The organism is Antarcticirhabdus aurantiaca (assembly GCF_009765365.1).
GTDB lineage: Bacteria > Pseudomonadota > Alphaproteobacteria > Rhizobiales > Rhizobiaceae > Antarcticirhabdus > Antarcticirhabdus aurantiaca.
In genome coordinates this window covers 327,199-351,639 of sequence record NZ_VTOM01000002.1, presented here as the reverse complement: position 1 = coordinate 351,639, position 24,441 = coordinate 327,199, and the positions used below count along the sequence as shown (strand labels likewise).

The window sequence follows — 24,441 nt, the reverse complement described above, 5'->3', positions numbered from 1 at the left end:
TTCTGCCGACGGAACTCGGCAATGGTCTTGTGATCGGGCGACAGCCGAGCTGTCAGCCACATGACCTCGACGTTGCGACCTGCCTCGCGCTCCAAACGCCGACTGGAGGGAATGCGGTTCAGGTAGCCATAAACGTAGAGCTTCAGAAGGGCAGCAGGGTGATAGCCGGGCCGTCCCGTTGCGGCCGCCTCGACACCCTCGAAGCCGAGGGATCTCAAATCCAGGGCATCAACAAAGATGTCGATCACCCGGACGGGGTTGTCCTCCGCGATCCAGTCCTCGAGGCAGGGCGGGAACAGCGTCGCCTGATCGCGATCGGCGCCGACAACGAAGCGTCCCATGCCATCCTCCAGACCACCCTGAAGAAGATAGCATGAGCAGGGTTTTGACACAGCCAGGGTCGATAGCGGCCCCTTAACCCTCCCGCGGGCGCTCAGAAATCGAGTTCGGCGTAGTGCCCGGCCGGAGCCACGCCGCGGACGCGCTCGGTGAGGAGGGGGCGGAAGGAGGGGCGGGATTTGAGCCGCATGTACCACTCCTTGGCGGCCGGCTCGTTCTCCCAGGCGATCTCGCCGAGATAGTCGAGGATGGAAAGCGAGGCCGCCGCGGCGAGGTCCGCATAGCTGAGGCGGGGGCCGGCCAGCCAGTCGCGGCTCTCGGCAAGCCAGGCGACGTAGCGCAGGTGGTGCTTGAGGTTGGCGCGCGCGGCCCGGATCGCCGACGCATCCGGCGGGCCGCCGCCTTCGGCGGGCGCCATGTCGAGCTTGAAGACCCGCTCCTTGACGAGGTAGCGCGTCACCTCGCCGTCCATCTTGCCGAGAAACCACTCGGTCAGCCGCCGCGCCTCGACGCGCTCGATCGGCTTGTCCGGCATCAGCCGCTTGTCGCGCTGAAAGGCGCCGCGGGTCTCGTCGAGATATTCGCCCGACACGATGCCTCCGACGATGGGCGGGCCGGCATCCTCGATCATCACCGGAAGCGTGGCGGCCGGGTTCAGCGCCAGGAACTCGCGACGCCGCTCCCAGGGCTTCTCCTCGAACAGCTCGACGCGTTCGCCGTACTCGGCAAGCACGATCCGCACGAAGCGCGATGCGGCGGACATCGGGTGGTGATGAAGCTTCAGCATCGCGTGAGGACGAGACGATCCTTATGGTTCCGGTCCCGCGCTCCGAACGGGCCCGGTCAATGCAAGCCAGCCTGACACCAAACCGTCAACGGAGCCTCAACGATCGGAGGGCCCTTTGATCCCGTCCAAATAACGGCTCCAGCGCCGGCTGCAAGCCTTTGCTTTCCCGGTGAAGCATGGATAGACCGCTGCTGCACCGCAACAGGACCCTCGCGTCCGGTCGCGCGAAAAGGCCTGCGAAAGCGTGGGCGTGCAGGAAGAACGGCGGGCGGCACTTCCTGCACGCGTCCGTCAAGCCAGAGGAGTCCGGCGCATGGACGCCCATCCGACGCTCGTCGCAGCCCTTCTCGGCATCGTCGAAGGCTTCACCGAGTTCCTCCCGGTGTCCTCGACCGGCCACCTTCTTCTCTTGTCGCATTTCCTCGGCTTCCGCACGGCGGGGCGCACCTTCGAGGTGCTGATCCAGCTCGGCGCGATCCTCGCCGTCCTGTCGGTCTACTTCGCCCGCCTCGTCGCCATCGCGATGAGCCTGCCGACCTCGGAGCGCTCGCGCCGCTTCGTTCTCAGCATCCTCGTCGCCTTCCTGCCGGCGGCGGTGGTGGGCGTTTTCGCCCACGACTTCATCAAGACCGTTCTGTTCGAAACGCCGGTGGTGGTGTGCGTGGCGCTGATCCTCGGCGGGATCGTGCTCCTCGTCATCGACAGGCTGCCGCTCAAGGCGCGCTACCACGACGTCATGGACTATCCCCTGCCGCTCGCCCTCAAGATCGGCCTGTTCCAGGTGCTCGCCATGATCCCGGGCACCTCGCGCTCGGGCGCGACGATCGTGGGGGCGCTCCTGATGGGCGCCGACAAGCGCTCGGCGGCGGAGTTCACCTTCTTCCTGGCCATGCCCACCATGGTCGGCGCCTTCGCCTACGACCTCTACAAGAACCGCGACGTCGTCGGCTCGGAGGACCTCTGGCTCATCGGCGTCGGCTTCGTCTTCGCCTTTCTCGCCGCGCTCGTCGTCGTTCGCACCCTCCTCGCCTTCGTGTCCCGCCACGGCTACGCCCCCTTCGCCTGGTGGCGCATCGTGGTCGGCGTCGTGGGGCTGGCGGCACTGTATATTTGGGGGTGAGGGGCCTCCAGCCTGGGACCGCCACGCCGTTGGCGCGCTCCGCCGATGAGGGAGCCTCCCGGCACGATTTCGTGCTCCGCGTCATCGAGCGCGAGCCCGACGCGGTGCGCCGCGCCCTCGCCTCGTGACGGCGGGACGCCTGCCTACCGCTCGATCCGCTCGATGAACCAGCGCGTCAGCCGCGTCCAGACTTCGTCGCGCTCGGCGGCGTCCTCGACGCCGTGCTCGAGGTTGGGATTGTCGTTGACCTCGATGAGGACGATCCCGTCCTCGGTTTCCTTGAGATCGACGCCGTAGAGCCCGTCGCCGATGCAGCGCGCGGCGCGAAGGCCGACGTCGAGGACGGCGGGCGGCGCCTCCGAGAGCGCGAAGGTCTTGAAGCCGCCCTCCTGCGGGCGGCCCTGGCCCGCCTCGTGGTTGATGATCTGCCAGTGGCTCTTGGCCATCATGTACTGGACGGCGAAGAGCGGCTGGCCGCCGAGCACGCCGATGCGCCAGTCGAAGGTCGTCGGCATGAACTTCTGGGCGAGGAGGAGGTCGGAATCCTCCAGCCAGCTCTCGGCCAGCGTCTTGAGCCCGGCGAAGTCGCCGACCTTCTTCACGCCGCGCGAGAAGGAGCCGTCGGGGATCTTCAGGACCATGGGAAAGCCGAGCTCGTCGGCGGCGCGCTGCAGATCCTCGCGCGAGCCGACCATCACGGACGGGGGCATGGCGACGCCGTTCCCCGCCATCAGCTCGCCGAGATAGACCTTGTTGGTGCAGCGGATCATCGAGACGGGGTCGTCGATGACGGGCATGCCCTCCTGCATCGCCCGGCGGGCGAAGCGATAGGTGTGGTTGTTGATCGAGGTCGTCTCGCGGATGAACAGCGCGTCGAAGTTGGCGAGGCGCGGCAGGTCGCGCCGCGTGATCGGCTCGACGTCGACGCCCATCCGCGCGGCGATGCGCGCCCAGTGCTTCAGGCTGTCGACGGAGGAAGGGGGCAGCTCCTCCTTCGGGTCGTAGAGCGTCGCGAAGCCGTATTTCGCCGGTGTCTTGGCCTTGGCCGCGCGCCACTCGCGCGCGGTGTAGCGCTCCATGGCGGCCAGCAACCGCGCTTCCTCCGCCTCGTCGAGCTTGGAGAGGCTGGCGAAGCAGATGCGCTTGATCCGCGGCGGCGCGCTCTTCCCGTCGAGATGGATCTCAAGCGACGGCGCGCGGAACCAGTCGAAGACGAGGCGGGCGAAGCGCTCCAGCCGCGGTTCGGGCGCGAAGCCGAAATGGATGCGGATCGGGCTCTCGGGGAGTGCCGCGTCCTTTTCCAGGGCCTTGGCCAGCGCCGCGTCGAGCTCGGGCAGGGCGTTCTCGTAGAGCTTGCGCTCCGAGAGGTCGATCATCGTCTCGACCGAGGGGATGACGCGGTGCCCGCGCGCCTCGGCCAAGAGCGAGGCGTAGTAGCCGCGGCTCTGATAAGCGTAGGAGCGCGACAGGTTGATGATCTTCGGGCGCTGGCCGCGGAACAGGCCGGGCCGGGCGAGATAGTCCCGGCTCGTCATGATCTTGTGCGGCGTCGCCGCGTTGTCGATGTCGGCGGAGCGGCCGACGAGGACGACCCATTGGGACATGGAGGAGGGGCTCTTAAGCGGCGGCGCGCTTGGCGAGGAAGACGGCGGCGCGCAGCCCCACCTTCCCGAAGCGGGCGATGCGATCGAAGGTGGCGTGAGGAATGGGCAGGCTCGCGGCGTCGGCGATCGTCTCGCCGCGCTCGCGCTCCACCCAGGGGTCGTGGACGACGATGTGCGCCCCGTCGTCGCCGTGGGCGAGCACCCAGTGCGGCACCTTCTTGCCGAACATGTGCCAGCCGGAGATGAGGACGGCCGCCGTGCCCCCGCTCTTCAGATGGGCGCGCAGCGTGTCGAGGCTGAAGGGCTCGACGACCACGGGAATGGCGTGCGCCTCGGCGCGCCGACGGAAATCCTCCTGCGCCAGCGCCATGACGTGGCGCTTGGCGGGCGTGCGCACGCCTTCCAGGAAGAGGTCGCCCGCCTCGGACACGTGGATGGAGGCCTCGAGCCCGGCCTCGTGGGCGGCGACCGCCAGGCCGTAGGGCTCGCAGCCGCCCGGCCCCGACATCATGAAGATCGTCGTCGCCTCGCGCCACAGCCGGATCTCGGCGACGGGCTCCATGACGAAGCCGGGCTTGTCACGCGCCAGCGCCATCATCAGGCAGCAGGAGCCGCAGGTGAAGTCGGTGGTCTGCTCGTAATAGGGCACGCCCGTTTCGACGGGGCGCTTGCCCTTCAGCACCTTCTCGAAACGCAGTGCGGTGGCATGATCGGCGTAATAGCCGAGGGTGCGCCCGACCGGCCGGTAGCCGCTCGCCTTGTAGAGCGCGATCGCGCGGGCATTGTCCTCGCGCACTTCCAGGCGCAGCGCGATGCGCTCGCGCGCGAAGGCCAGCGCCTCGGCCTCGGCGAGAAGAAGCCGCCCGATTCCCCGCCCCGCCGCTTCCGGCGAAACCGCGATGGAGTAGAGCCGCGCCAGCCCCGTGCCGGCGCGGAACAGGAGCGCGGCGTAGCCGAGGAGGCGAGGGGGCTCGTCCGACCCCGGCGCCTCGGCGACGAGGAAGGCGGCGGTGGGCGCGGCGAGCAGCGCCCGGAAGGAGCGCCGCGAGATGCGGTCGGAGGCGAAGACGCGCGTTTCCAATGCCAGAAGCGCGTCGAGGTCGGCGAGCGTGCCCGGCCGGACGACCGGCGAAAGGGCAGGCGGCGCGTCGGCGGGACGGATCGCCGTGGGTGTGTCGCCGGAAGGGGCGGAGGACTGGAGCATGGAGGCTTCGCGAAACCCGGACGAACGGCACGGGCAGTTTACCCGATGGGCGGTCCCCAATGCGACGAAATTGCGATCGGCGAGGGAATGGTGCGCTCGCACAAGTCGGAGACAAACAGTGGTTGAACGATCGGTCGAGAAGCCCACCTTCCCGTGGGATGAGAAAGACGGCTCCAATCGATCTGTTCGTTCCGTCGATCGATCGATCGGTCGAAGGCGGCAACCCAGATGTGGTCGTCGGAAACAAAGCGGAGGCATGTCATTGGCGATGCAGATCGATATCCTGCTTTTCGACGAGGCGAGCGGCGACGGACTGTCGTCCGCGACGCGTTTCGGCGGTTTGCCTTCGGCATCGGGTGATTTCACCTGGCCGACCTGCAGGAGCTGCGACGGCGAGATGCAGTTCCTCGGTCAGGTCCGCTCGCCGACCTCGGAGCGGCTGCACCTCGTCTTCATGTGTCAGAACAATCCGGGCGTGTGCTCCGAATGGGACGCGGATAAAGGCGCGAATGCCGTCATCTGCACGGCCACGGACGGCCTGCGAATCGCTCCGGCGCCGTCGGATGGCGAAACGGTGCGCGCGACGCTCTACGGCGCTCGGGTGGAACGCGTTCGGGCATCGAGCTACGACGAGGCGCGCAGCGGATGGTCGGAGCGGCATCCCGGCCGCCAGCGGGAGGTGCTCGGCCAGATCGGCGGCGAGCCCGATTGGTTGCAGGGCGACGAGACGCCTCGTTGCGACCACTGCAACGAACCGATGCGCTTCGTCGCGCAAATCGAGGAAGGCCCCGACTACGACACCGGCATGAACTTCGCCGGTGGCTGCGGCTACCTGTTCGAATGCGGTTGCGTGGGCGGCAGGGGCAAGTTTCTCTGGCAAAGCTGACAAGCAGGGCGCCAGCGGATCGACCTGCAAACGCTCGGCCGATCCCGATAAAGGGCTGGTCGGTCGCGGGAGGCCGTCCTCACTCGTAGGCCGGCGGCTCGTCCGGTCCCACATGCGTCGTCCAGTGCACCCAGATCTGGACACCGCGGGCCTTGAGCGCCTCGTAGACCGCCCGCGTCGGGCCGCCGCCCGTCGCTTCGTCGTAGGCGGCATCGCTCATCTGGCCGACCCTTTCCAGCGCCGGCATCTCCAGAAGCGCTTCGACATGCACGACGTCGACCCCGATCTCGATCGTCCGCAGGGCCGGCAGCCCAACGAGCTGGCGCAGGTCGACCCTGTCGATCAGCGCCGTGACGTCGAACGTCTCAAGGTTCGGAAGGTGCTCGATGCCCGCCAGCGTCTCGACGTCGAACTGATCGTCCTCGCCACCCCAGCCGCCGTCGATGAAGGGATAGATCTCGTTGCCGCCGTCCAGCGACAGGCTTTTGACCTGCCCGAGAAGCGCGTCGTCGAGCGGATAGCGCTCGAGCCAGTCCCGGATCTCGGGTCTGGGTTCGAAGTTCTCCTCGAAGACGTCCAACTCGCTTTCGCTGTCGAGCACATGGGCGGCAAGCTGCTCGGGCTTGCCGAGATCGATGACGCCATCGCGGAGCAAGGCGGAGAGAACGGCGAGCTTCAGCGCCGGATCGGCGAACGGGGCGCCGGGCGCGCCCGCAGGCTCGGGATAGGCGGGCAAGACGATCTTGGGGTACGTTGCCGCCGCCCGAGCGATGGTGATGAGATCGACGACCTGGTCGACGAACCTGACCTCGAAGCAGATTCCTTCGGCGGATTGGACGGTAGCGAGCTGCCGCTCGGGATCGTCCGTGCTGGTCTCATGGAATGTCAGGTCGGGCCGCGCCACCCTGACGGCAGCGAGCGTCGCTCCGATGTGCACGCCGTCGACCGGCACTTCGGCCGGGAAGTGGCGGCCGAACCTGACCTGACCGATGCGACCCCCGACCTCGAGGCGGGCTTCGAAACCGAGAAGGAATGCCACCCAACCGGCAGTCTTGCCGCCCGTGTCGAGTGCGTGCTCGCCCCGGAGCGCTCCCAGCACCTCGGAGAGTCGCGCGGTCGGCATGCCCGGCCTAAGGGCTGACAAGGCGATAGGATCGACCGTTTCGATCATGACGTGGTCCACCTCCGGTAGCGTGTCTACCAGATCATGCATCCGATCGGATGTCTCGTGCCGCGTGGCTCAAGCCGTGATGGACTCGAGAAGGCGCCGCTCCGGCATCGAGCGGCCTCCTCTCGTTTCCCGACAGTTCAGGATCGTTCGCCCGGTTGCGACCCCGGTCCGCCTCGGCTAGCGCTGGCGAGACGCGCCGGCTGACGCGCGGGGGCGGAGCAGGGGAGCGCGGCATTCTTCGGACGATCTGTCATGCCTGCGCGATCTTCGGGCTCGCGCTCGCCGGGGCGATGCTGGTGCCGGCGCTGGTGGACTGGAGCGAGGGCTATGCCGAATGGCAGGCCTTCGCGCTCTCCGCGGCGCTGGCCGGCAGCGTCTCGGCGCTCGTCGCGATCGCGACGCGGGGACCGCGCGAGGCGGTCGGGCGGCGGGCGGGCTTCCTGCTCGTCACCGGCGTCTGGATCTCGTCCTCCACCATCGCCGCCCTGCCGATCGCGCTGGTGCTGCCGCACCTGTCGCTCGCCGGCGCCCTGTTCGAGGCCATGTCGGGCCTGACCACCACGGGGGCGACAAGCATCGCCGGGCTCGACCGCCTGCCGCCCGGCGTCCTCCTGTGGCGCTCCATGCTGCAATGGTTCGGCGGCATCGGCATCGTCGGCATGGTGATCCTGATCCTGCCCTCGCTGCGCTCGGGCGGCATCTCGCTGTTCCGCATGGAAAGCTCGGACCGCTCCGAAACGCTGCTGCCGCGCGTGCGCGAGTTCGCCGCGGCGCTGATGACCGCCTTCGTGGTGCTGACGCTCCTGTGCGCCGCGACCTATGCCGCGCTCGGCATGGACGTCTTCGACGCGGTGAACCACGCGATGACGACCGTCTCCACCGCCGGCTTCTCCACGCACGATGCCTCCTTCGGGCACTATCGCGACGATCCCGCCATGCTGATCGCCGCGATCGTCTTCATGATCGCGGGGGCGCTGCCCTTCGTCCTCTACATCCGCCTGTTCATGCCGCAGGGGCTGGTCGGCTGGCGCGACCCGCAGGTGACCTTGTTCCTGGCGCTTCTCGTCGGGCTGACGCTGGTGGTCGCGATCTCGCGCCGGCTGGAGGAGGGCGTGCCCTTCGCACAAGCGCTCCTGTCCTCGGCCTTCCACGTCGTGTCGGTGACGACGACCACGGGCTTCGCGGCGGAGGACTACACGCTGTGGTCCCACGCGGCGGTGGCCGTGTTCTTTCTCGCGACGTTTCTCGGCGGCTGCGGCGGCTCGACCACCGGCGGCCTCAAGACCTACCGCCTCGTGATCCTCTTCGTCGTCGTGCGCGCGACGCTCCGGCAGATGGCGCGACCCCACCTCGTCCAGCCGCTGCGCTACGGCGGCGCGGAGCTCGCCGAGGAGCAGGTGCGCATCGTCGTGATCTACGTCTTTCTGTTCGTGGTGTTCCTGCTTCTCGGCACCGTGGCGCTCGCCTTTCTCGGCCTCGACCTCGTCACCGCCTTCACCGGCTCGCTGTCGGGCATCGCCAATGTCGGTCCCGCCTTCGGCCCGGTGATCGGCCCCGCCGGCAACTTCTCCCGCTTCTCCGACCCGGCGCTCCTCGTCATGACGCTGCTCATGCTGGTCGGCCGCCTGGAGATCGTGACGGTGGCGATCCTCCTCTATCCGCCGGCCTGGCGGAACTGAGGGGACGGGGAACCGTCCTCCCTTTCTCCCGCCTTTCCGCTTCGTCATCCCGGGCTTGACCCGGGATCCATTCCAAATCGTCGAGCGGCGGGCAGCGCGGTGGACCGGAGGGCAGGTGCCGCCGACCGGTTCTGCCATGATCGCCGCGGAGGCATGGATCCCGGGTCAAGCCCGGGATGACGAAGCGAGAGGTGGTGGGTGGGGACGCGGCAGGAAGGCGACAGGAAGGCGGGAAGGCTTTGCGGCACCGCAGACGGCCCAGTGAAGCCGCTGGACCGGGCCGCCCCGGTCTCAGATGTGCAGCGAGTGGCCGAGCGCACGCAGCGACGCTTCGTGGAAGGCCTCGCTGAGGGAAGGGTGGGCGTGGATGGTGCCGGCGACGTCTTCGAGGCAGGCGCCCATCTCCAGCGCGAGAACGAAGGCGCTGGAGAGTTCCGAGACGCCGGCGCCGACGGCCTGAATGCCGAGGACGAGGTGGTCGTCGGCCCGCGCCACCACGCGCACGAAGCCGTCCTCGCGCCCCAGCGTCATCGCACGGCCGTTGGCGGCGAAGGGGAAGCTGCCGACGAGGATCTCGCCGCCGCGCGCCTTCGCGCCCTCCGGCGTGAGGCCGACGGACACGATCTCGGGATCGGTGAAGGCGATGGCGGGAATGGCACGGGCGTCCCAGCGGCGCTTGTTGCCGGCGGCGATCTCGGCGACCATCTCGCCCTGCGCATAGGCCTTGTGGGCGAGCATCGGCTCGCCGGTGACGTCGCCCACGGCATAGACGCCGCGCATGGAGGTGCGGCACTGCTCGTCGACGGCGATGAACGGCCCGTCCATGTCGAGCACCAGCTCCTCGCGGCCCCAGCCTTCGGTGAGAGGCTTTCGCCCGACGGTGACGAGCACCGCGTCGACGGCTAGGCGCCGCTCGGCGCCGTCCGAGCCTTCGAGCACGAGGTCGCCCGAGCCGCCCGAGGCGAGACCCCGCGCCTTGGTGTCCGTCAGCACCTCGACGCCGAGGGCGTCCAGCCGGGCGCGGACCGGGCGCACCAGCTCGGCGTCGAAGAGCGGCAGGATCTCGGGTGCCGCTTCAACGATGGTGACGCGCGAGCCGGCCTTGGCGAAGGCCGTGCCGAGCTCGGCGCCGATGTAGCCGCCGCCGATCACGGCGAGGCGCTCCGGCGGGCGGGTCAGGGCAAGGGCGCCTTCGGAGGAGATGACCTTGCCGCCGAAGGGCAGGCCGGGCAGCGCCACCGGCACCGAGCCCGTCGCGATCACCACGGTCTCCGCCGCGATGCGGGTCTCGCCGGTCTCGCCCTCGACGATCACGGTCTTGCCGTCGAGGAAGCGGGCGCGGCCGGGGACGGTGCGCACCCGGGCCTTCTTCAGGAGGCCGGTCACGCCGTTGTTCAGGCGGTTGACGATGCCGTCCTTCCAGCCGACCACCTCGGCCCAGTCGAGGCTCGGCGAGCCGGCGGCGATGCCGGGAATGGCCGCGTTCTGCCCCGCTTCCACGAGGCGATGGAACTCGTCGGCGGCGTGGATCAGGGCCTTGGAGGGCACGCAGCCGATGTTGAGGCAGGTGCCCCCCGGTCGGCGGTCGTCGACGATCACGGCGTCGAGCCCGAGCTGGCCGGCGCGGATGGCGGCGACGTAGCCGCCGGGACCGGCGCCGATGACGAGGAACTGGCAGGTCAAGTCGGCCATGGGATCACGCCTCGATGAACAGCATCGCCGGGTTCTCGACGAGCCCCTTGATGCGCTGGACGAAGACGGCCGCGTCCCAGCCGTCCACCACGCGGTGGTCGAAGGAGGAGGAGAGGTTCATGCGCCGCCGCGGCACGAAGCGCGCGCCGTCCCAGACCGGCCGCACCTCCATGCGGTTGACGCCGAGGATCGCGACTTCCGGATGGTTGATGACGGGCGTCGTCGCGATGCCGCCCAGCGCCCCGAGCGAGGTGACAGTGACGGTGGAGCCCGTCAGCTCCTCGCGCGTCGCGCCGCCGCGCTTGGCGGCCTCGGCGAGACGGGCGATCTCGGCGGCCATGTCCCAGAGCCCGCGCGCCTCGGCATGGCGCAGCACCGGCACGACGAGGCCGGCATCGGTCTGCGCGGCGACGCCGACATGGACGCCGCCATATTGGCGGATGATCCCGGCCTCGTCGTCGAAATGGGCGTTCATCGCCGGGCTGTCCTTCACGGCGAGGACGAGGGCGCGCACCAGGAAGGGCAGGAGCGTCAGCTTCGGCCGCTCGCCGCGCTTGTCGGCGTTAAGGGTGGCGCGCAGCTGCTCCAGCGCCTCGCAATCCACCTCCTCGACATAGGTGATCGGCGCGATGCGGTCGCGGGCCGTCGCCATCTTCTCGGCGATGCGGCGGCGCAGGCCCACGACCTTGACCTCGATGACGGAGGTGTCCGCGCCGCGCCGGGCTGCGGAGGACGGCGCCCCGCCCTCGCCGCGATCGAGATGGGCGGCGAGATCCTCGGCGGTGATGCGGCCGGCCGGACCGGAGCCCGCGATGCGGCGCAGGTCCACGCCCGCCTCGGTCGCGCGGCGGCGGACGGCGGGCGAGGCGAGGGGGCGCTCGCCGGCCGGGCGGGGACGGCCGGGTTGCGTGGCCGACGAACGGCCTGCCGCCGGGATGGCCGGTCGGCCGGTTTCTTCCTTCGGAGGAGGAGATGGAGCGGGTCGGTCGGAGGGGGGGACCTCGCCGCGGCTGCTCTGCCCAGCCGCGTCACCCGTTCGAGGCTGCGGTCCGCCATCCGCTCTCGACTTCGCGTCTTCGTCGACGGGGGAGATCGCGCCTCCGGCTGGCCGGTGACCATCGGAGGCCCCGCTCTCGGCCGGTGTTTCACGTGAAACGGCCGCCTCCGCCGGCTCCGTTGCCACCGCACCGCCCCCGACTTCCAGCCGGATCAGCGGCGAGCCGACCGCCAGCATGTCGCCGACGCTCCCGCCGAGCCAAGCGACGGTGCCTTCGACGGGGGAGGGGATCTCCACCGTCGCCTTGTCGGTCATGACGGCGGCGAGCACGGCATCTTCGCGGACGGTGTCGCCGACGGCCACGTGCCATTCGACGAGTTCGGCCTCGGCGACACCCTCGCCGACGTCGGGCAGGCGGATCGTGCGGGTGCTCATGCGATCAGCCCTCCATCGCGCGGGTCAAGGCTTCGCCGACCCGGGCCGGGCCGGGGAAGTAGTTCCATTCCTGCGCGTGCGGGTAGGGCGTGTCCCAGCCGCCGACGCGCCCGATCGGCGCTTCGAGGTGATAGAAGCAGCGCTCCTCGACGGTCGCGACGAGCTCGGCGCCAAAGCCGGAGGTGATCGTCGCCTCGTGGACCACGACGCAGCGCCCGGTCTTCTTCACCGAGGCCTCGATCAGCTCGACGTCGAGCGGCACGAGGGTGCGAAGATCGATGACCTCCGCGTCGATGCCGGTATCCTCGGCCGCCGCCAGCGCGACGTGGACCATGGTGCCGTAGGCGAGCACGGTCACGGCGGAGCCCGCGCGGCGCACCTCGCCCTTGCCCAGCGGAACGGTGTAGCGCCCTTCCGGCACCTCGCCGAGCGGGTGCTTGGCCCACGGCGTGACCGGGCGCTCGTGGTGCCCGTCGAAGGGACCGTTGTAGAGCCGCTTGGGCTCCAGGAAGATCACGGGATCGTTGTCCTCGATCGCCGCGATCAGCATGCCCTTGGCGTCGAACGGGTTGGACGGGACGACGGTCTTCAGGCCGGAGACGTGCGTGAACAGCGCCTCGGGCGACTGCGAATGCGTCTGCCCGCCGAAGATGCCGCCGCCGGTGGGCATGCGCACCACGAGCGGCGCGGTGAAGTCGCCGGCCGAGCGGTAGCGCAGCCGCGCGGCCTCCGAGACGATCTGGTCGTAGGCGGGATAGACGTAGTCGGCGAACTGGATCTCGACCACGGGGCGCAACCCGTAGGCCGCCATGCCGATGGCCGCGCCGACGATGCCGCTCTCGTTGATCGGCGCGTCGAAGCACCGGCTCTTGCCGAAGCGCTCCTGGAGGCCTGCGGTGCAGCGGAACACCCCGCCGAAATAGCCGACGTCCTCGCCGAACACGACGACGTCGGGGTTCGCCTCCATCATCACCGCATGCGCGTCGCGGATCGCCTCGATCATGGTCATGCGCGGCATGGGACGGGCTCCTGGGGGTGGTGGGGCATTGCTGCCGCAACGATGCCGAAGAGGGCGCCTCCCCCTCTCCCGCCCATGGGAGAGGGTGCCCCGAAGGGGCGGGTGAGGGTTTTTCCAGGGATCGCCGCGGAGGCACGCAGGGCAGCGGAAACGCGACGGCCGGAGACCCTCATCCGCCTGCCGGCACCTTCTCCCGAAACGGGAGAAGGGAGCGGTGGCGCCGCCGCAGACCGGCCGGAGAAGGCGCTGCGGCCCCTCTCCCCGACGGGGAGAGGGTGGCTGCGATGCGGAGGCATCGCGGCCGGGTGAGGGCCTCGTAGGGCGCGAGCGCGTCCATGGATGACGGGTGCCGACGCGTCCACCGCGAACGGACGCAAACGCCGGCGCGCTACGGAGCCCTCATCCGCCCCTTCGGGGCACCTTCTCCCCAGGGGGGAAAAGGAAGTGGCGGCTGAAGCGCCGCGCTCTACCGATGACGGGTTCATCCTCAATACCCCGCCTCCTGCCGCTGCCGGCGCAGGTGCGGGGGGAGCGTTTCGTAGACGTCCTCGAACATGTCGCGCACGCTCGGGCCGGGGCCGTCGTGAAGGGTGCCGAAGGTCTCGGCCTCGCGCTGGGCGGCCAGCACTTCGGCGTCGATCTCGGCTTCGGCCTGGACGTGGCGCTCCTCGGTCCAGGCGCCGATCGTGACGAGGTGGTTCTTCAGGCGCGTGATCGGGTCGCCGAGCGGCCAGGCGTCGGACTCGTCCTTCGGGCGGTAGGCGGCGGGGTCGTCGGAGGTGGAGTGGGCGGCGGCGCGGTAGGTCACCCATTCGATGAGCGTGGGGCCGAGGTTCCGCCGCGCCCGCTCCACCGCCCATTTCGAGACGGCGTGGACGGCGAGGTAGTCGTTGCCGTCGGCCCGGAGCGAGGGGATGCCGAAGCCGAGGCCGCGGGCGGCGAAGGTGCCCGAGCCGCCACGGGCGATGCCCTGGAAGGTCGAGATGGCCCACTGGTTGTTGACGACGTTGAGGACCACGGGCGCCTTGTAGGTCGAGGCGAAGACGAGGGCGGCGTGAAAGTCGCTCTCGGCGGTCGAGCCGTCGCCGATCCAGGCGGCGGCGACGCGATTGTCGCCCTTGATGGCCGAGGCCATCGCCCAGCCGACGGCCTGGACGAACTGGGTCGCGAGGTTCCCCGAGATCGAGAAGAAGCCGTGTTCCTTGGAGGAGTAGAGGATCGGCAGCTGCCGGCCTTTGAGCGGATCGCGGCGGTTGGAATAGATCTGGCTCATCATGTCGACGAGCGGGTAGTCGTCGGCGATCAGCAGCCCGGCCTGGCGGTAGGTCGGGAAGTTCATGTCGCCGGCTTGAATCGCCTTGCGGAAGGCGCAGGCGATCGCCTCCTCGCCGAGGCACTGCATGTAGAAGCTCGTCTTGCCCTGGCGCTGCGCCATCAGCATGCGCCGGTCGAAGGCGCGCACGCGCATCATGGTCTTGAGGCCGGCGAGAAGCTCCTCGTCGGTGAGCGATCCCGCCCAGTCGCCGACCGCCCGGCCCTCGCGGTTGAGGACGCGGATGATGGAATAGGCGAGGTCGCGGATCTCGGCCGGGTCGACGTCGACCGGCGGGCGCTTCACCGAGCCGGCCTTGGGGATCTTCACGCCGGAAAAGTCCGGCCGCCCGCCAGGGCGCACCTCGGGCTCGGGAACGTGCAGGCTGAGTCTCAAATCCATCCGATCCTCCCAAATCGTGCGGCCGCGGCCGGTCCTATCCCTGTTCCGCCGAGCCCTTCGCCGCGGCGCGGTCGAGGAAGCGGCCGATGCGGGCGCGCGCCTCGCCGTCCTCCCAAGCATCGGCGAGAAGCGCGGCGGTGCGCGCCAGAACGGCGTCGTCGATGACGGGCCCGCCCGAGCGGGCGAGCGCCTTGGCGCGCGCGACCGCCGCGGGGGCGGTGCGGCGATAAGGGGCGAGCTCCGCCGCCACGGCGGCGTCGAGGCCGTCCCCCGGCACGGCCTTGGCGAAGAGGCCGAGCGCGACGCCCTCCGTTGCGTCGAAGGCGCGGGCGGAGAAGAAGACGCGGCGGGCGGCCCCCTCGCCCATGCGGGCGAGAACGAAGGGCGAGATCGTCGCGGGGATCAGCCCCAGCGCCGTTTCCGTGAAGGCGAAGCGCGCGCTGTCGGCTGCGAGGGCCACGTCGCACACCGCGATCAGCCCGAGCCCGCCGCCAAAGGCCTGGCCGTTGATCCGGCCGATCAGGGGCTTGGGCAATTCGTTGAGGCTGCGCAGCATTCGGGCGAGCGCCATCGCCTGGTCGAGCCGGGCGGCGCGGGGCGCGTCGAACTGCTCGCGCATCCAGGCAAGGTCCGCGCCCGCGCAGAAGCTCCGGCCCTCGCCCGAAAGGACGACGGCTCGGACCGTGTCGTCCGCGCCGAGGTCCTGTGCCGCCCGCGTCAGCTCGGCGATGGTCGCGGCGCTCAGCGCGTTGTGCTTGGCCGGGCGGGCGAGCGTCAGCCGCGCGGTGCCGGCCTCGTCCACGGCGACGCGGATCGTCTCGAAGCCGCTCATGCCGCCGCCTCGCTTCCCGTGCGGAGCGAGCGCGCGAAGGCGGCGGCCCGCTCCAGCGCGGTCGGGTCGAGCCCGGTGTCGAAGCCGAGTTCGACGAGGCGGCGGTGGAGCGACAGCGTGTCGACGTTGCCCGCCGCGCCCGGCGCGAAAGGACAGCCGCCGAGGCCGGCGACGGAGGCGTCGAAGGCGCGAAGGCCGAGATCGAGGCTCGCCTCGACGTTGACGAGCGCCCGACCGGCCGTATCGTGGAAGTGGCCGGCGAGGCGGGTCGCCGGCAGCTCGGCGAGGAGTGCGGCGAGCATGGCGCGGATCGTCTCCGGCGTGGCGCGCCCGAGCGTGTCGCCGAGCGAGATCTCGGCGCAGCCGAGTTCGGCGAGCGAGACGGCGACGGATGCAGCGGCCACGGGCGCGACCGGCCCGTCATAGGGGCAGTCGGTGACGCAGGAGACGTAGCCGCGCAGCGGCAGGCCGGCGGCGCGCGCGGCCTCCGCGACGGGGCGGAAGCGCTCGAGGCTGTCCGCGATCGAGCAGCCGATATTGGCCTGCGAGAAGCCCTCGGAGGCCGAGGCGAAGATCGAGACGGCGTCCGCACCGGCGCCGCGCGCGGCCTCGAAGCCGCGAAGGTTCGGCGCCAGCGCCGAATAGCGGATGCCGACACGCCGCCGGATGCCGGCGAGCACCGCGGCGCCGTCCGCCATCTGCGGCACGCGCTTGGGCGACACGAAGCTCGCGGCCTCGATCTCGGCAAAGCCCGCCTGCGACAGGAGGTCGACCAGCCGGACCTTGTCGGCGGTCGATACCGCGCGCGGCTCGTTCTGGAGGCCGTCGCGGGGGCTGACCTCGACGATGCGGACGGCGTCGCGCGCGCTCACGGCACCTCCTCCGCCAGCGTCAGGAGAACGGCACCGCTCTCCACGGCGTCGCCGAGCGAGACGGACACGGTTGCCACGCGCCCGTCGCGCGGGCTCCTCAGCGCGTGCTCCATCTTCATCGCTTCGAGGACGGCGAGGACGTCCCCTTTAGCAACCGCGGCGCCGGATTCTGCGACGAGCCGCACGAGGCCGGGCATCGGCGCGACGATGCGGTCGCTCGCCGCGGCCGCCACGGTGTCGCCGCTTGCTGCCTCGCGCCAGAAAGTAAAGCGGTGCGCCTCGCTGCCGAGGAAGATGGTGATACCGTCCGCGTCCCGTGCGACGAGGGCGCTGCGCCGTCGTCCGTCGCGCTCGAAGACGACCCTGCCGTCCGCTTCGCGGCGGCAGATGCCGAAGCATGCGGAACCGTCGGGGAGCGCGACATCGAAGTCGTCGGTTTCATCGGTGTGAACGACTACCTCGCGGCGTTCGCCTGTTTCATCCTGGAGGAGCGCGACTTGGCGTGCCCGTCCCCAGGCGCGGAAGCTGCGCAGCGCGTCGAAGGGATCGCGCCAGCCGATCGCGTCCGGCACCGGTTCGAGGTGGCCGAGGCAGGCGAGGGCGGCGAGCGCCAGGACCTCGTCGGCCTCGACGCGCGCGGGCGCCGTCAGCGCCTCGCCGCGGCGCTCGATCAGTCCGGTGTCGAGCATGCCGGACAGGACGTCGGGGTCGGCGGCGAGGCGGGCGAGGACGCCGAGATTGGTGGCGGGGCCGGCGATGCGGGTCTCCGCGAGCGCCGCGCGCAGCCGCCGGAAGGCCTCGGCTCGGGTTGCGCCGTGAACGACGAGCTTGGCGATCATCGGGTCGTAATGCGGCGTCACGCGGTCGCCCTCGCGCACGCCGGTCTCGACCCGAACATTCCCTTCGGGAAAGCGGAGCGTCGAGAGCCGCCCTGTCGACGGCAGGAAACCGGCCGCCGGGTCCTCGGCATAGAGGCGCGCCTCGACGGCGTGGCCGGACAGGCGCACGTCGTCCTGCCCGATGGGAAGATGTTCGCCCATGGCGACGCGCAGTTGCAGCTCGACGAGGTCGAGGCCGGTGACGAGCTCGGTCACAGGATGCTCGACCTGAAGGCGCGTGTTCATTTCCATGAAAAAGAAGCGATCGGGCCGCAGACCTTCGGAGGCGTCGAGGATGAACTCCACCGTGCCGGCGCCGCGATAGTTCACCGCCCTTGCGGCGCGCACCGCCGCCTCGCCCATGACGGCGCGCAGCTCCGCCGTCATACCGGGCGCGGGTGCCTCCTCGATGACCTTCTGGTGCCGGCGCTGGAGCGAGCAGTCGCGCTCGAAGAGGTGGACGAGGTTGCCGTGCGCGTCCCCGAAGACCTGGACCTCGACGTGGCGGGGCGCGGCGACGTAGCGCTCGACGAGGCAGTGCGCGTCGCCGAAGGCGGCCAGCGCCTCGCGCCGCGCGCTCGCGAGGGCATCGGCGAAGTCGGCCGCGCGTTTCACGCGGCGCATGCCCTTGCCGCCGCCACCGGCTCGCGCCTTGATCAGCACGGGATAGCCGATGCGCTCCGCTTCCCGTGCCAGCCGCGCGGGATCGTCCTCCTCGCCGTGAAAGCCCGGCACCACCGGCACGCCCGCCGCTTCCATCAGGCGCTTGGCCGCGTCCTTCAGGCCCATGGCGCGGATCGAGTCCGGCCTCGGACCCACGAAGATCAGGCCGGCGGCCTCGGCGGCTTGCGCGAAGTCGGCGTTCTCCGACAGGAAGCCGTAACCCGGATGGATGGCCTCCGCCCCCGTGCGCCGCGCCGCGTTCAGGATCGCCGCGCCATCGAGATAGCTCTCCGCGGCCGGCGCCGGGCCGATGCGCACCGCCTCGTCGGCGAGGGCCACGTGCAACGCGTCGCGGTCGGCATCGGAGAAGACGGCGACGCAGCGCATCCCCATCCGCTTGGCGGTGCGCATGACCCGGCAGGCGATCTCGCCTCGGTTGGCGACGAGGAGAGTGCCGATCATCGCGCCCTCCCGCCGCATAGGCTCAGGGCAGCGTCAGCTCGTCGAAAGCGAGCCGCGTCATGCCGTCCGGCACGCGCAGTCGCCGATCGGCGCTGAGGAACACCGTGCAACCGGCTTCCAGCGCGCAGGCGACGTGCAGGGCGTCGGGTAGGGTGAGGCGATTCGCGGCGCGAAGCTCCGCCGCTTGCAGGATGACGTGGCGGTCCAACGGGATGAGGCGCGCCACCACGCCGTCGAAGAAGTCGAACACCGATTGGGCGAGAGTCGTGTCCTTGTCGCGCAGGGGCTTCACCAAGCATTCCAGCAAAGCGACGTCGCTCGACACGACTCGGATCGCTCCGTCGTCGATCCCATCGACAAAGGCGTCCTGCGCAGGGTTGAGTGGCCGCGTGCGCTCGATCATCGCGATCGCGGCGTTTGCGTCGATGTAGTAGATCGCTGGAGAGGGCACGCTGCGTCAGCCCCGGTCTTCCCATTCGTCCCGCAGCGCTCGGATGTCCGCGACGATCTCTTCGACCGTGCGGTCGCTGGGGGCGGAACCCATGAGCTCGCGCAACGAACGCTTCCGCTGCCCGGGCACCGGTCCATCCGCCGCCGCGCGCAGGATCTCGCGGATCTCGGCTTCCGTGGAGCGGTCGTTGGCCTTGGCGCGGGCTTTGAGCTTGTCGAGGACGGCGTCGTCGAGACGCCGGACGGTGACCTGGGCCATGGGGCATGCCTCCTGGTGAAGGCATCATGATAGCCGATCGGAGGTGGTGGCGCATCATCGTCGTCACATCCGGAAGAGGCCGAAGCGGGTGTCGCCGATCGGCGCGTTCAGCGCGGCCGACAAGGACAGAGCGAGAACCTCGCGGCTCCTGGCCGCCGGCACGACGCCGTCGTCCCAGAGCCGGGCGGAGGCGTGGAGCGGGTCGCTCTGCCGCTCGAACTGCTCGATCGTCGGGCGCTTGAAGGCCTCCTCCTCGGCCTCGCTCCAGCTTTCCCCCCGCCGCTCGATCGCCTCGCGGCGGACCTGCGCCAGCACCCCCGCCGCCTGCGGGCCGCCCATGACGGCGATGCGCGCGTTGGGCCAGCTCCACAGGAAGCGCGGCCCGAAGGCGCGGCCGGCCATGCCGTAATTGCCGGCGCCGTAGGAGCCGCCGATCAGCATGGTCACCTTCGGCACCGCCGTGGTGGAGACGGCCGTGACGAGCTTGGCGCCGTGCTTGGCGATGCCGCCGGCCTCCGCCGCGCGGCCGACCATGAAGCCGGAAATGTTCTGGAGGAAGAGGAGCGGCACCTTGCGCTGCGAGCAGAGCTCGACGAAGTGGGCGCCCTTCACGGCGCTTTCGGAGAAGAGGACGCCGTTGTTGGCAAGGATGCCGACGGGCATGCCGTGGAGATGCGCGAAGCCGCAGACCAGCGTTTCGCCGTAAGCCGCCTTGAACTCGTCCAGCCGGGAGCCGTCGACGAGCCGGGCGATGACCTCGCGCACGTCGTAGGGTTGCCGCGGGTCGGCGGGCACGATGCCGGGGATCTCGGCCGGATCGTAGGCCGGATCGCACGGCGTCTCGACTGCGATCGCGGGGCGCTTCCGCGCGTTGAGGTTCGCGACGATGCGCCGGGCGATGGCGAGGGCGTGGGCGTCGTTTTCCGCGATGTGGTCGGCGACGCCGGACTGGCGGGCATGCACCTCCGCGCCGCCGAGCTCCTCGGCCGAGACGATCTCGCCTGTCGCCGCGCGCACGAGCGGCGGGCCGGCGAGGAAGATCGTGCCTCCCCCGCGTACGATCACCGTCTCGTCGCTCATGGCGGGCACGTAGGCGCCGCCGGCCGTGCAGGAGCCCATGACGACGGCGATCTGTGCGATGCCGTCCGCCGACATCCGCGCCTGGTTGAAGAAGATCCGGCCGAAATGGTCGCGGTCGGGGAAGACCTCGTCCTGATTGGGCAGGTTCGCGCCGCCGGAATCGACAAGGTAGAGGCAGGGCAGGCGGTTCTCGTCCGCGATCTCCTGCGCGCGCAGGTGCTTCTTGACGGTGAGGGGATAGTAGGTGCCGCCCTTCACCGTCGCGTCGTTGGCGACCACCATCACCTCGCGCCCCGAGACGCGCCCGATCCCGGCGATGAGCCCCGCCGCCGGCACCTCGCCGCCGTAATGGCCGTGCGCGGCCAGCAGGCCGATCTCCAGGAAGGGCGAGCCGGGATCGAGGAGCCGCTCCACGCGCTCGCGCGGCGGCATCTTGCCCCGCGCCACGTGGCGCGCCCGCGCCGCCTCGCCGCCGCCCGCGAGCGCGGCCCGCGCCGCCTCGCGCACCCGCGCCTCGGCCTCCAGCATTGCCGCGCGGTTGGCGGCAAAATCGGGCGAGCGGGTCGAGATGGCGGAGGCGATCACGGGCATCAGGCGCTCTCCCGGAAGATCTCGCGGCCGATCAGCATGCGGCGGATCTCGGAGGTGCCCGCGCCGATCTCGTAGAGCTTGGCGTCGCGCAACAGGCGCCCGGCGGGATAATCGTTGGTGTAGCCGACGCCGCCCAGCGCCTGGATCGCCTGCAGCGCCATCTGCGTCGCGGCCTCGGCGGCGTAGAGGATGCAGCCCGCCGCGTCCTGCCGGCTGGTCTCGGCGCGGTCGCAGGCCGCCGCGACGGCGTAGACGTAGGCGCGCGTGGCATTGGCCTGGACGTACATGTCGGCGAGCTTGCCCTGCATGAGCTGGAACTCGCCGATCGGCCGGCCGAACTGCTCGCGCTCGTGAAGAAAGGGCACGACGAGGTCGAGGCAGGCGGCCATGATGCCGAGCGGCCCGGCGGCCAGCACGACGCGCTCGTAGTCGAGCCCGCTCATCAGCACCTCGACGCCGCCGCCGACGCGCCCGAGGATGTTCTCGGCGGGAACCACGCAGTCCTCGAAGAGGAGCTCGCAGGTGTTCGATCCCCGCATGCCGAGCTTGTCGAGCTTCTGCGCGGTGGAGAAGCCCGCCATGCCGCGCTCGACGAGGAAGGCGGTGATGCCGCGGGGGCCGGCCTCCGGCTCGGTCCTGGCGTAGACGACAAGGGTCGAGGCGTCCGGCCCGTTGGTGATCCACATCTTCGAGCCGTTGAGCACGAAATCCCCGCCCCGCGCCTCGGCCCGAAGGCGCATCGAGACGACGTCCGAGCCCGCCCCCGTCTCCGACATGGCGAGAGCCCCGACATGCTCGCCGGAGATGAGCCTGGGCAGGTATTTCCGCTTCTGCTCCGGCGTGCCGTTGCGGCGGATCTGGTTGACGCAGAGGTTGGAATGGGCGCCGTAGGAGAGGCCGACCGAGGCCGAGGCGCGGCTGATCTCCTCCACGGCGACGCAGTGGGCGAGATAGCCCATGCCCGCCCCGCCGAACTCCTCCTCGACGGTGACGCCGAGAAGGCCGAGAGCGCCCATCTCCGCCCAGAGCTCGTTCGGAAAGGCGTTGTCGCGGTCGATCTGCGCCGCGCGGGGAGCGATGCGCTCGCCGGCGAAGCGGCGCACCATGTCGCGCAGCGCCTCGACCTCGTCCGGCAGACCGAAGTTCAGGCCCCGCTCGAACATGACGCCTCCTCCTCGTGATCCAGGCCGACGCTGCGCGCGGCCATGGCGACGTAGATGTCCTCGATCGCCTCGCGCGAGAGCCGGCCCGCCGGGTCGTACCAGGTGGTGACGCCGGTCAGCATGGCGATCAGCGCCATGGCTTCGATGGTGGGGTCTTCGATGCGGAAGGCGCCGGAGCGCTGCCCGTCGCGCAGGATGTCGCGCAGGCGCCGCTCATAGGCGCCGCGCAAGGCGTTGATGCGGGCGCGGTTCTCGGGCGCGAGGCTGCGCAGCTCCATGTAGGAAAGGAACACCGCGTCGGCGGCGTCGAAATGGTAGCGCACGTGGAAGCGGGCGAAGGCGGCGAGGCGCGCCGCCGGGCTCGCCTCCGCGCCGGGCAGAACCGCATCCAGCGCCGCCGTCAGCCGCAGGAGATGCGTCTCCATCAGCTCGGCGAGGATGTCCTGCTTGGCGGGAAAGTGGTTGTAGAGGGCGCTCGCCCGAACACCCACGCGGGCGGCGATGTCGCGCATCGAGACGGCGGAGAAGCCTTGGGCGGCGAACAGCGCCTCGGCCGCGCGGCGGATCGCGTCGCGCGTCGCCTCGCCGCGGGCCGTTGTCCCGGCGGCAGAGGCGGCGGCCGGTCCGGCCTGCTTGTCGGCGAACGCTTCCACGGGCCCTCCCAAGCCGATGAAATGAACGGTCGTTCATTCATATGCCGGGGCGGGGCCCCGTGCAAGTGGGTTGCCCCGCTATCGAGGAAGCGCTTGCGGCGGAAGGACTTTGCCCTCATGAGAGGAGCGGGGATGCTTGGCCGGCGAAACGATGCTTCGCGGGCCGAAGGGTCGGATCGAAACGCACGGGGTTGTTCAAGCTGGCGGAACGCATGCAGGCGCTCCCCGGGCTCGGCTGGGGGCTGGCCGCTCTCGCCTTCGCCCTCGCCACGGTCGTGCGCTTCCTGTCCGACGGCCTCCTGCCGCCGGGCTTTCCCTACCTCACCTACTTTCCCGCCGTGGTCTTGACGGCCTTCTTCGCCGGCACCGGCCCGGGCGCGCTCTGCGCCGTCCTGTCGGGCCTCGGCGCCTGGTACTGGTTCATCCCGCCCTTCGGCACCTTCTCGCTGAGCTCTTCCGTTCTGGTGGCGCTCGCCTTCTACGTCTTCGTGATCGCGGTGGATCTCCTCTTCATCCACGTGGCGACGACGACGGTCCGGGCGCTGGAGCGCGAGCGGGGCGTGTCGGGCGGGCTCTACGAGCAGCAGCGCGTGATGTTCCAGGAGCTGCAGCACCGCGTGGCGAACAACATGCAGTTCGTCTCCAGCCTCCTCAACCTTCAGAAGCGCAAGCTCGCCCACGATCCCGCTTCCGCCTCGGCGGCGATCGACGAGGCCAAGGCGCGCATCGACACGATCGGGCGGATCCATCGCCGGCTCTACGATCCGGACACGGCCAACCGGCCCGCCGAGCGCACCTTTCAGGACCTGTGCGAGGACGTTCTGGCGTCCAGCGACGCGTCGGGCGTCCGGGTCGAGGTGAGCGCGCCCGGCTTCGTGTTCGGCCTCGACCGCCTGTCGACGCTGTCGCTGATCCTCGTCGAGCTCGTCACCAACAGCTTGAAGCACGCCTTTCCCGGCGGGCGCGGCGGCCTCATCCGCGTCGTCTTCGAGCCGGCCGGAGGCGGCCGGGTGCGAATGACGGTCGCGGACGACGGCGTCGGCTTCGACCTGTCGCGCCTCGGCACCAATCGCGGCTCGCTCGGCCAGCGCATCGTCGGGGGGCTTGCCACCCGGATTGGCGGCGAGGTCGCCTACGCCAACGAGACCGGGGCCGTGACGCGGCTGACCTTCAAGCCCTGACGGGCTTCCGGCCTCAGCCGGCCTCGTCGATCGCTTCGAGGATGACGTTGTCGTTGGTGTAGATGCAGATCTCGGCCGCGATCTTCATGGCGCGCCGGGCGATCTCCTCGGCCGGGAAGTCGGTGTCGGCGAGGGCTTTCGCCGCGGCGAGGGCGTAGTTGCCCCCAGAACCGATCGCCATGACGCCGGCTTCCGGCTCCAGAACGTCGCCGTTGCCGGTCAGTGTCAGGGTGATGTTCTTGTCGGCGACGATCATCATCGCCTCGAGGCGCCGGAGATAGCGGTCGGTGCGCCAGTCCTTGGCGAGTTCGACGCAGGCGCGCATCAGCTGGTCGGGATACTGCTCGAGCTTGGATTCGAGCCGCTCCAGCAGCGTGAAGGCATCGGCGGTCGCGCCCGCGAAGCCCGCGATGACCGCGCCGTTCTTGCCGATGCGGCGGACCTTGCGGGCATTGCCCTTCATCACCGTGTTGCCGAGGGACACCTGACCGTCGCCGGCGATCACCACGCGCCCGTTCTTGCGGACGGTGACGATGGTGGTGCCGTACATGGTGGCGGGATCGTGCGCTTGCGCGTTCATGGATGGTCTTTCGATAGCGCCGTCGCCCGTCCCTCCTTGCAAGCGGACCGGCGCGGCCGTGGGTCTCGCCGCCCATATGGGGTGCGCCGCCGCATCCTGCAAAAGGCCGCGCCAGCCGCGCCAAGCCTTGG

At 70.3% G+C, this 24,441-nt stretch carries 22 protein-coding genes; 4 read left to right on the top strand and 18 right to left on the bottom strand.

The genetic code is table 11. From position 1 onward, the window contains the following. Together FZN60_RS03815 and FZN60_RS03810 are read right to left on the bottom strand one after the other, a co-directional pair. On the bottom strand, nucleotides 1–341 hold a 341-nt coding region (locus tag FZN60_RS03815; protein ID WP_199266473.1), incomplete at its 3' end, for a transposase. 92 nt (nucleotides 342–433) lie between these two features. Further along, nucleotides 434–1,126, bottom strand: coding sequence for a glutathione S-transferase family protein (locus tag FZN60_RS03810; protein WP_158871244.1), 693 nt, complete (start codon nucleotides 1,124–1,126; stop codon nucleotides 434–436). A 313-nt stretch (nucleotides 1,127–1,439) separates the two neighbouring features. Here FZN60_RS03810 and FZN60_RS03805 point away from each other — a divergent pair, with 313 nt between their 5' ends. Then, on the top strand, nucleotides 1,440–2,246 hold the full coding sequence (locus FZN60_RS03805) for an undecaprenyl-diphosphate phosphatase (RefSeq protein WP_158871242.1): 807 nt from the start codon (nucleotides 1,440–1,442) through the stop codon (nucleotides 2,244–2,246). A gap of 143 nt (nucleotides 2,247–2,389) precedes the next feature. Here the strand turns inward: FZN60_RS03805 and FZN60_RS03800 are convergent, their stop codons facing one another. Beyond that, complete coding sequence (locus FZN60_RS03800) at nucleotides 2,390–3,850, bottom strand: RimK family ATP-grasp domain-containing protein (protein WP_158871240.1); 1,461 nt, start codon at nucleotides 3,848–3,850, stop codon at nucleotides 2,390–2,392. 13 nt (nucleotides 3,851–3,863) lie between these two features. After that, nucleotides 3,864–5,054, bottom strand: a complete 1,191-nt coding sequence (locus FZN60_RS03795) for a GNAT family N-acetyltransferase/peptidase C39 family protein (RefSeq protein ID WP_158871238.1) — start codon at nucleotides 5,052–5,054, stop codon at nucleotides 3,864–3,866. Nucleotides 5,055–5,322: 268 nt separating this feature from the next. Here FZN60_RS03795 and FZN60_RS03790 point away from each other — a divergent pair, with 268 nt between their 5' ends. Next, on the top strand, nucleotides 5,323–5,940 hold the full coding sequence (locus FZN60_RS03790) for a hypothetical protein (protein ID WP_158871236.1): 618 nt from the start codon (nucleotides 5,323–5,325) through the stop codon (nucleotides 5,938–5,940). Between the two features lie 79 nt (nucleotides 5,941–6,019). Here the strand turns inward: FZN60_RS03790 and FZN60_RS03785 are convergent, their stop codons facing one another. After that, on the bottom strand, nucleotides 6,020–7,111 hold the full coding sequence (locus FZN60_RS03785; protein ID WP_158871234.1) for a DUF6892 domain-containing protein: 1,092 nt from the start codon (nucleotides 7,109–7,111) through the stop codon (nucleotides 6,020–6,022). Between the two features lie 155 nt (nucleotides 7,112–7,266). Between FZN60_RS03785 and FZN60_RS03780 the strand changes: the two genes are divergently transcribed. Further along, nucleotides 7,267–8,790 (top strand): TrkH family potassium uptake protein, encoded by a 1,524-nt coding sequence (locus tag FZN60_RS03780; RefSeq protein ID WP_246726571.1) that lies wholly within the window; start codon nucleotides 7,267–7,269, stop codon nucleotides 8,788–8,790. A gap of 291 nt (nucleotides 8,791–9,081) precedes the next feature. Here the strand turns inward: FZN60_RS03780 and lpdA are convergent, their stop codons facing one another. From lpdA to FZN60_RS03720, 12 genes are all read right to left on the bottom strand, one after another. Continuing rightward, complete coding sequence (gene lpdA, locus FZN60_RS03775) at nucleotides 9,082–10,482, bottom strand: dihydrolipoyl dehydrogenase (RefSeq protein WP_158871232.1); 1,401 nt, start codon at nucleotides 10,480–10,482, stop codon at nucleotides 9,082–9,084. Between the two features lie 4 nt (nucleotides 10,483–10,486). Continuing rightward, complete coding sequence (locus FZN60_RS03770) at nucleotides 10,487–11,914, bottom strand: dihydrolipoamide acetyltransferase family protein (RefSeq protein ID WP_158871230.1); 1,428 nt, start codon at nucleotides 11,912–11,914, stop codon at nucleotides 10,487–10,489. Between the two features lie 4 nt (nucleotides 11,915–11,918). Further along, nucleotides 11,919–12,932, bottom strand: coding sequence for an alpha-ketoacid dehydrogenase subunit beta (locus FZN60_RS03765; protein WP_158871228.1), 1,014 nt, complete (start codon nucleotides 12,930–12,932; stop codon nucleotides 11,919–11,921). A 487-nt stretch (nucleotides 12,933–13,419) separates the two neighbouring features. Continuing rightward, complete coding sequence (locus FZN60_RS03760; protein ID WP_158871226.1) at nucleotides 13,420–14,646, bottom strand: 3-methyl-2-oxobutanoate dehydrogenase (2-methylpropanoyl-transferring) subunit alpha; 1,227 nt, start codon at nucleotides 14,644–14,646, stop codon at nucleotides 13,420–13,422. 34 nt (nucleotides 14,647–14,680) lie between these two features. Next, entirely contained in the window at nucleotides 14,681–15,478 is a 798-nt protein-coding gene (locus FZN60_RS03755) for a crotonase/enoyl-CoA hydratase family protein (protein WP_158871224.1), read from the bottom strand. Continuing rightward, complete coding sequence (locus FZN60_RS03750; protein WP_158871222.1) at nucleotides 15,475–16,350, bottom strand: hydroxymethylglutaryl-CoA lyase; 876 nt, start codon at nucleotides 16,348–16,350, stop codon at nucleotides 15,475–15,477. The genes FZN60_RS03755 and FZN60_RS03750 overlap by 4 nt, the downstream gene beginning before the upstream one ends. Further along, a complete protein-coding gene (locus tag FZN60_RS03745; RefSeq protein ID WP_158871220.1) occupies nucleotides 16,347–18,353 on the bottom strand; it encodes an acetyl/propionyl/methylcrotonyl-CoA carboxylase subunit alpha in 2,007 nt (668 codons plus the stop codon). Before FZN60_RS03745 ends, FZN60_RS03750 begins: the two co-directional genes overlap by 4 nt. 22 nt (nucleotides 18,354–18,375) lie before the next feature. Next, nucleotides 18,376–18,804, bottom strand: a complete 429-nt coding sequence (locus FZN60_RS03740) for a type II toxin-antitoxin system VapC family toxin (RefSeq protein ID WP_158871218.1) — start codon at nucleotides 18,802–18,804, stop codon at nucleotides 18,376–18,378. 6 nt (nucleotides 18,805–18,810) lie between these two features. Beyond that, nucleotides 18,811–19,062 (bottom strand): FitA-like ribbon-helix-helix domain-containing protein, encoded by a 252-nt coding sequence (locus FZN60_RS03735; RefSeq protein ID WP_158871216.1) that lies wholly within the window; start codon nucleotides 19,060–19,062, stop codon nucleotides 18,811–18,813. Between the two features lie 63 nt (nucleotides 19,063–19,125). Further along, nucleotides 19,126–20,733: a carboxyl transferase domain-containing protein gene (locus FZN60_RS03730; RefSeq protein WP_158871214.1), complete on the bottom strand. Its 1,608-nt coding sequence runs from the start codon at nucleotides 20,731–20,733 to the stop codon at nucleotides 19,126–19,128. Next, nucleotides 20,733–21,896, bottom strand: a complete 1,164-nt coding sequence (locus FZN60_RS03725; protein WP_158871212.1) for an isovaleryl-CoA dehydrogenase — start codon at nucleotides 21,894–21,896, stop codon at nucleotides 20,733–20,735. The genes FZN60_RS03730 and FZN60_RS03725 overlap by 1 nt, the downstream gene beginning before the upstream one ends. Next, a complete protein-coding gene (locus FZN60_RS03720; protein WP_158871210.1) occupies nucleotides 21,878–22,549 on the bottom strand; it encodes a TetR/AcrR family transcriptional regulator in 672 nt (223 codons plus the stop codon). Before FZN60_RS03720 ends, FZN60_RS03725 begins: the two co-directional genes overlap by 19 nt. 212 nt (nucleotides 22,550–22,761) lie before the next feature. Between FZN60_RS03720 and FZN60_RS03715 the strand changes: the two genes are divergently transcribed. Next, complete coding sequence (locus FZN60_RS03715) at nucleotides 22,762–23,730, top strand: sensor histidine kinase (protein ID WP_158871208.1); 969 nt, start codon at nucleotides 22,762–22,764, stop codon at nucleotides 23,728–23,730. 13 nt (nucleotides 23,731–23,743) lie between these two features. On the opposite strand, the gene hslV is transcribed toward FZN60_RS03715, so the two are convergent. After that, nucleotides 23,744–24,310 carry an ATP-dependent protease subunit HslV gene (gene hslV / locus FZN60_RS03710; protein WP_158871206.1) on the bottom strand — a complete coding sequence of 189 codons (567 nt, stop codon included), beginning with the start codon at nucleotides 24,308–24,310 and terminating at the stop codon, nucleotides 23,744–23,746. Between the last annotated feature and the right edge of the window lie 131 nt (nucleotides 24,311–24,441).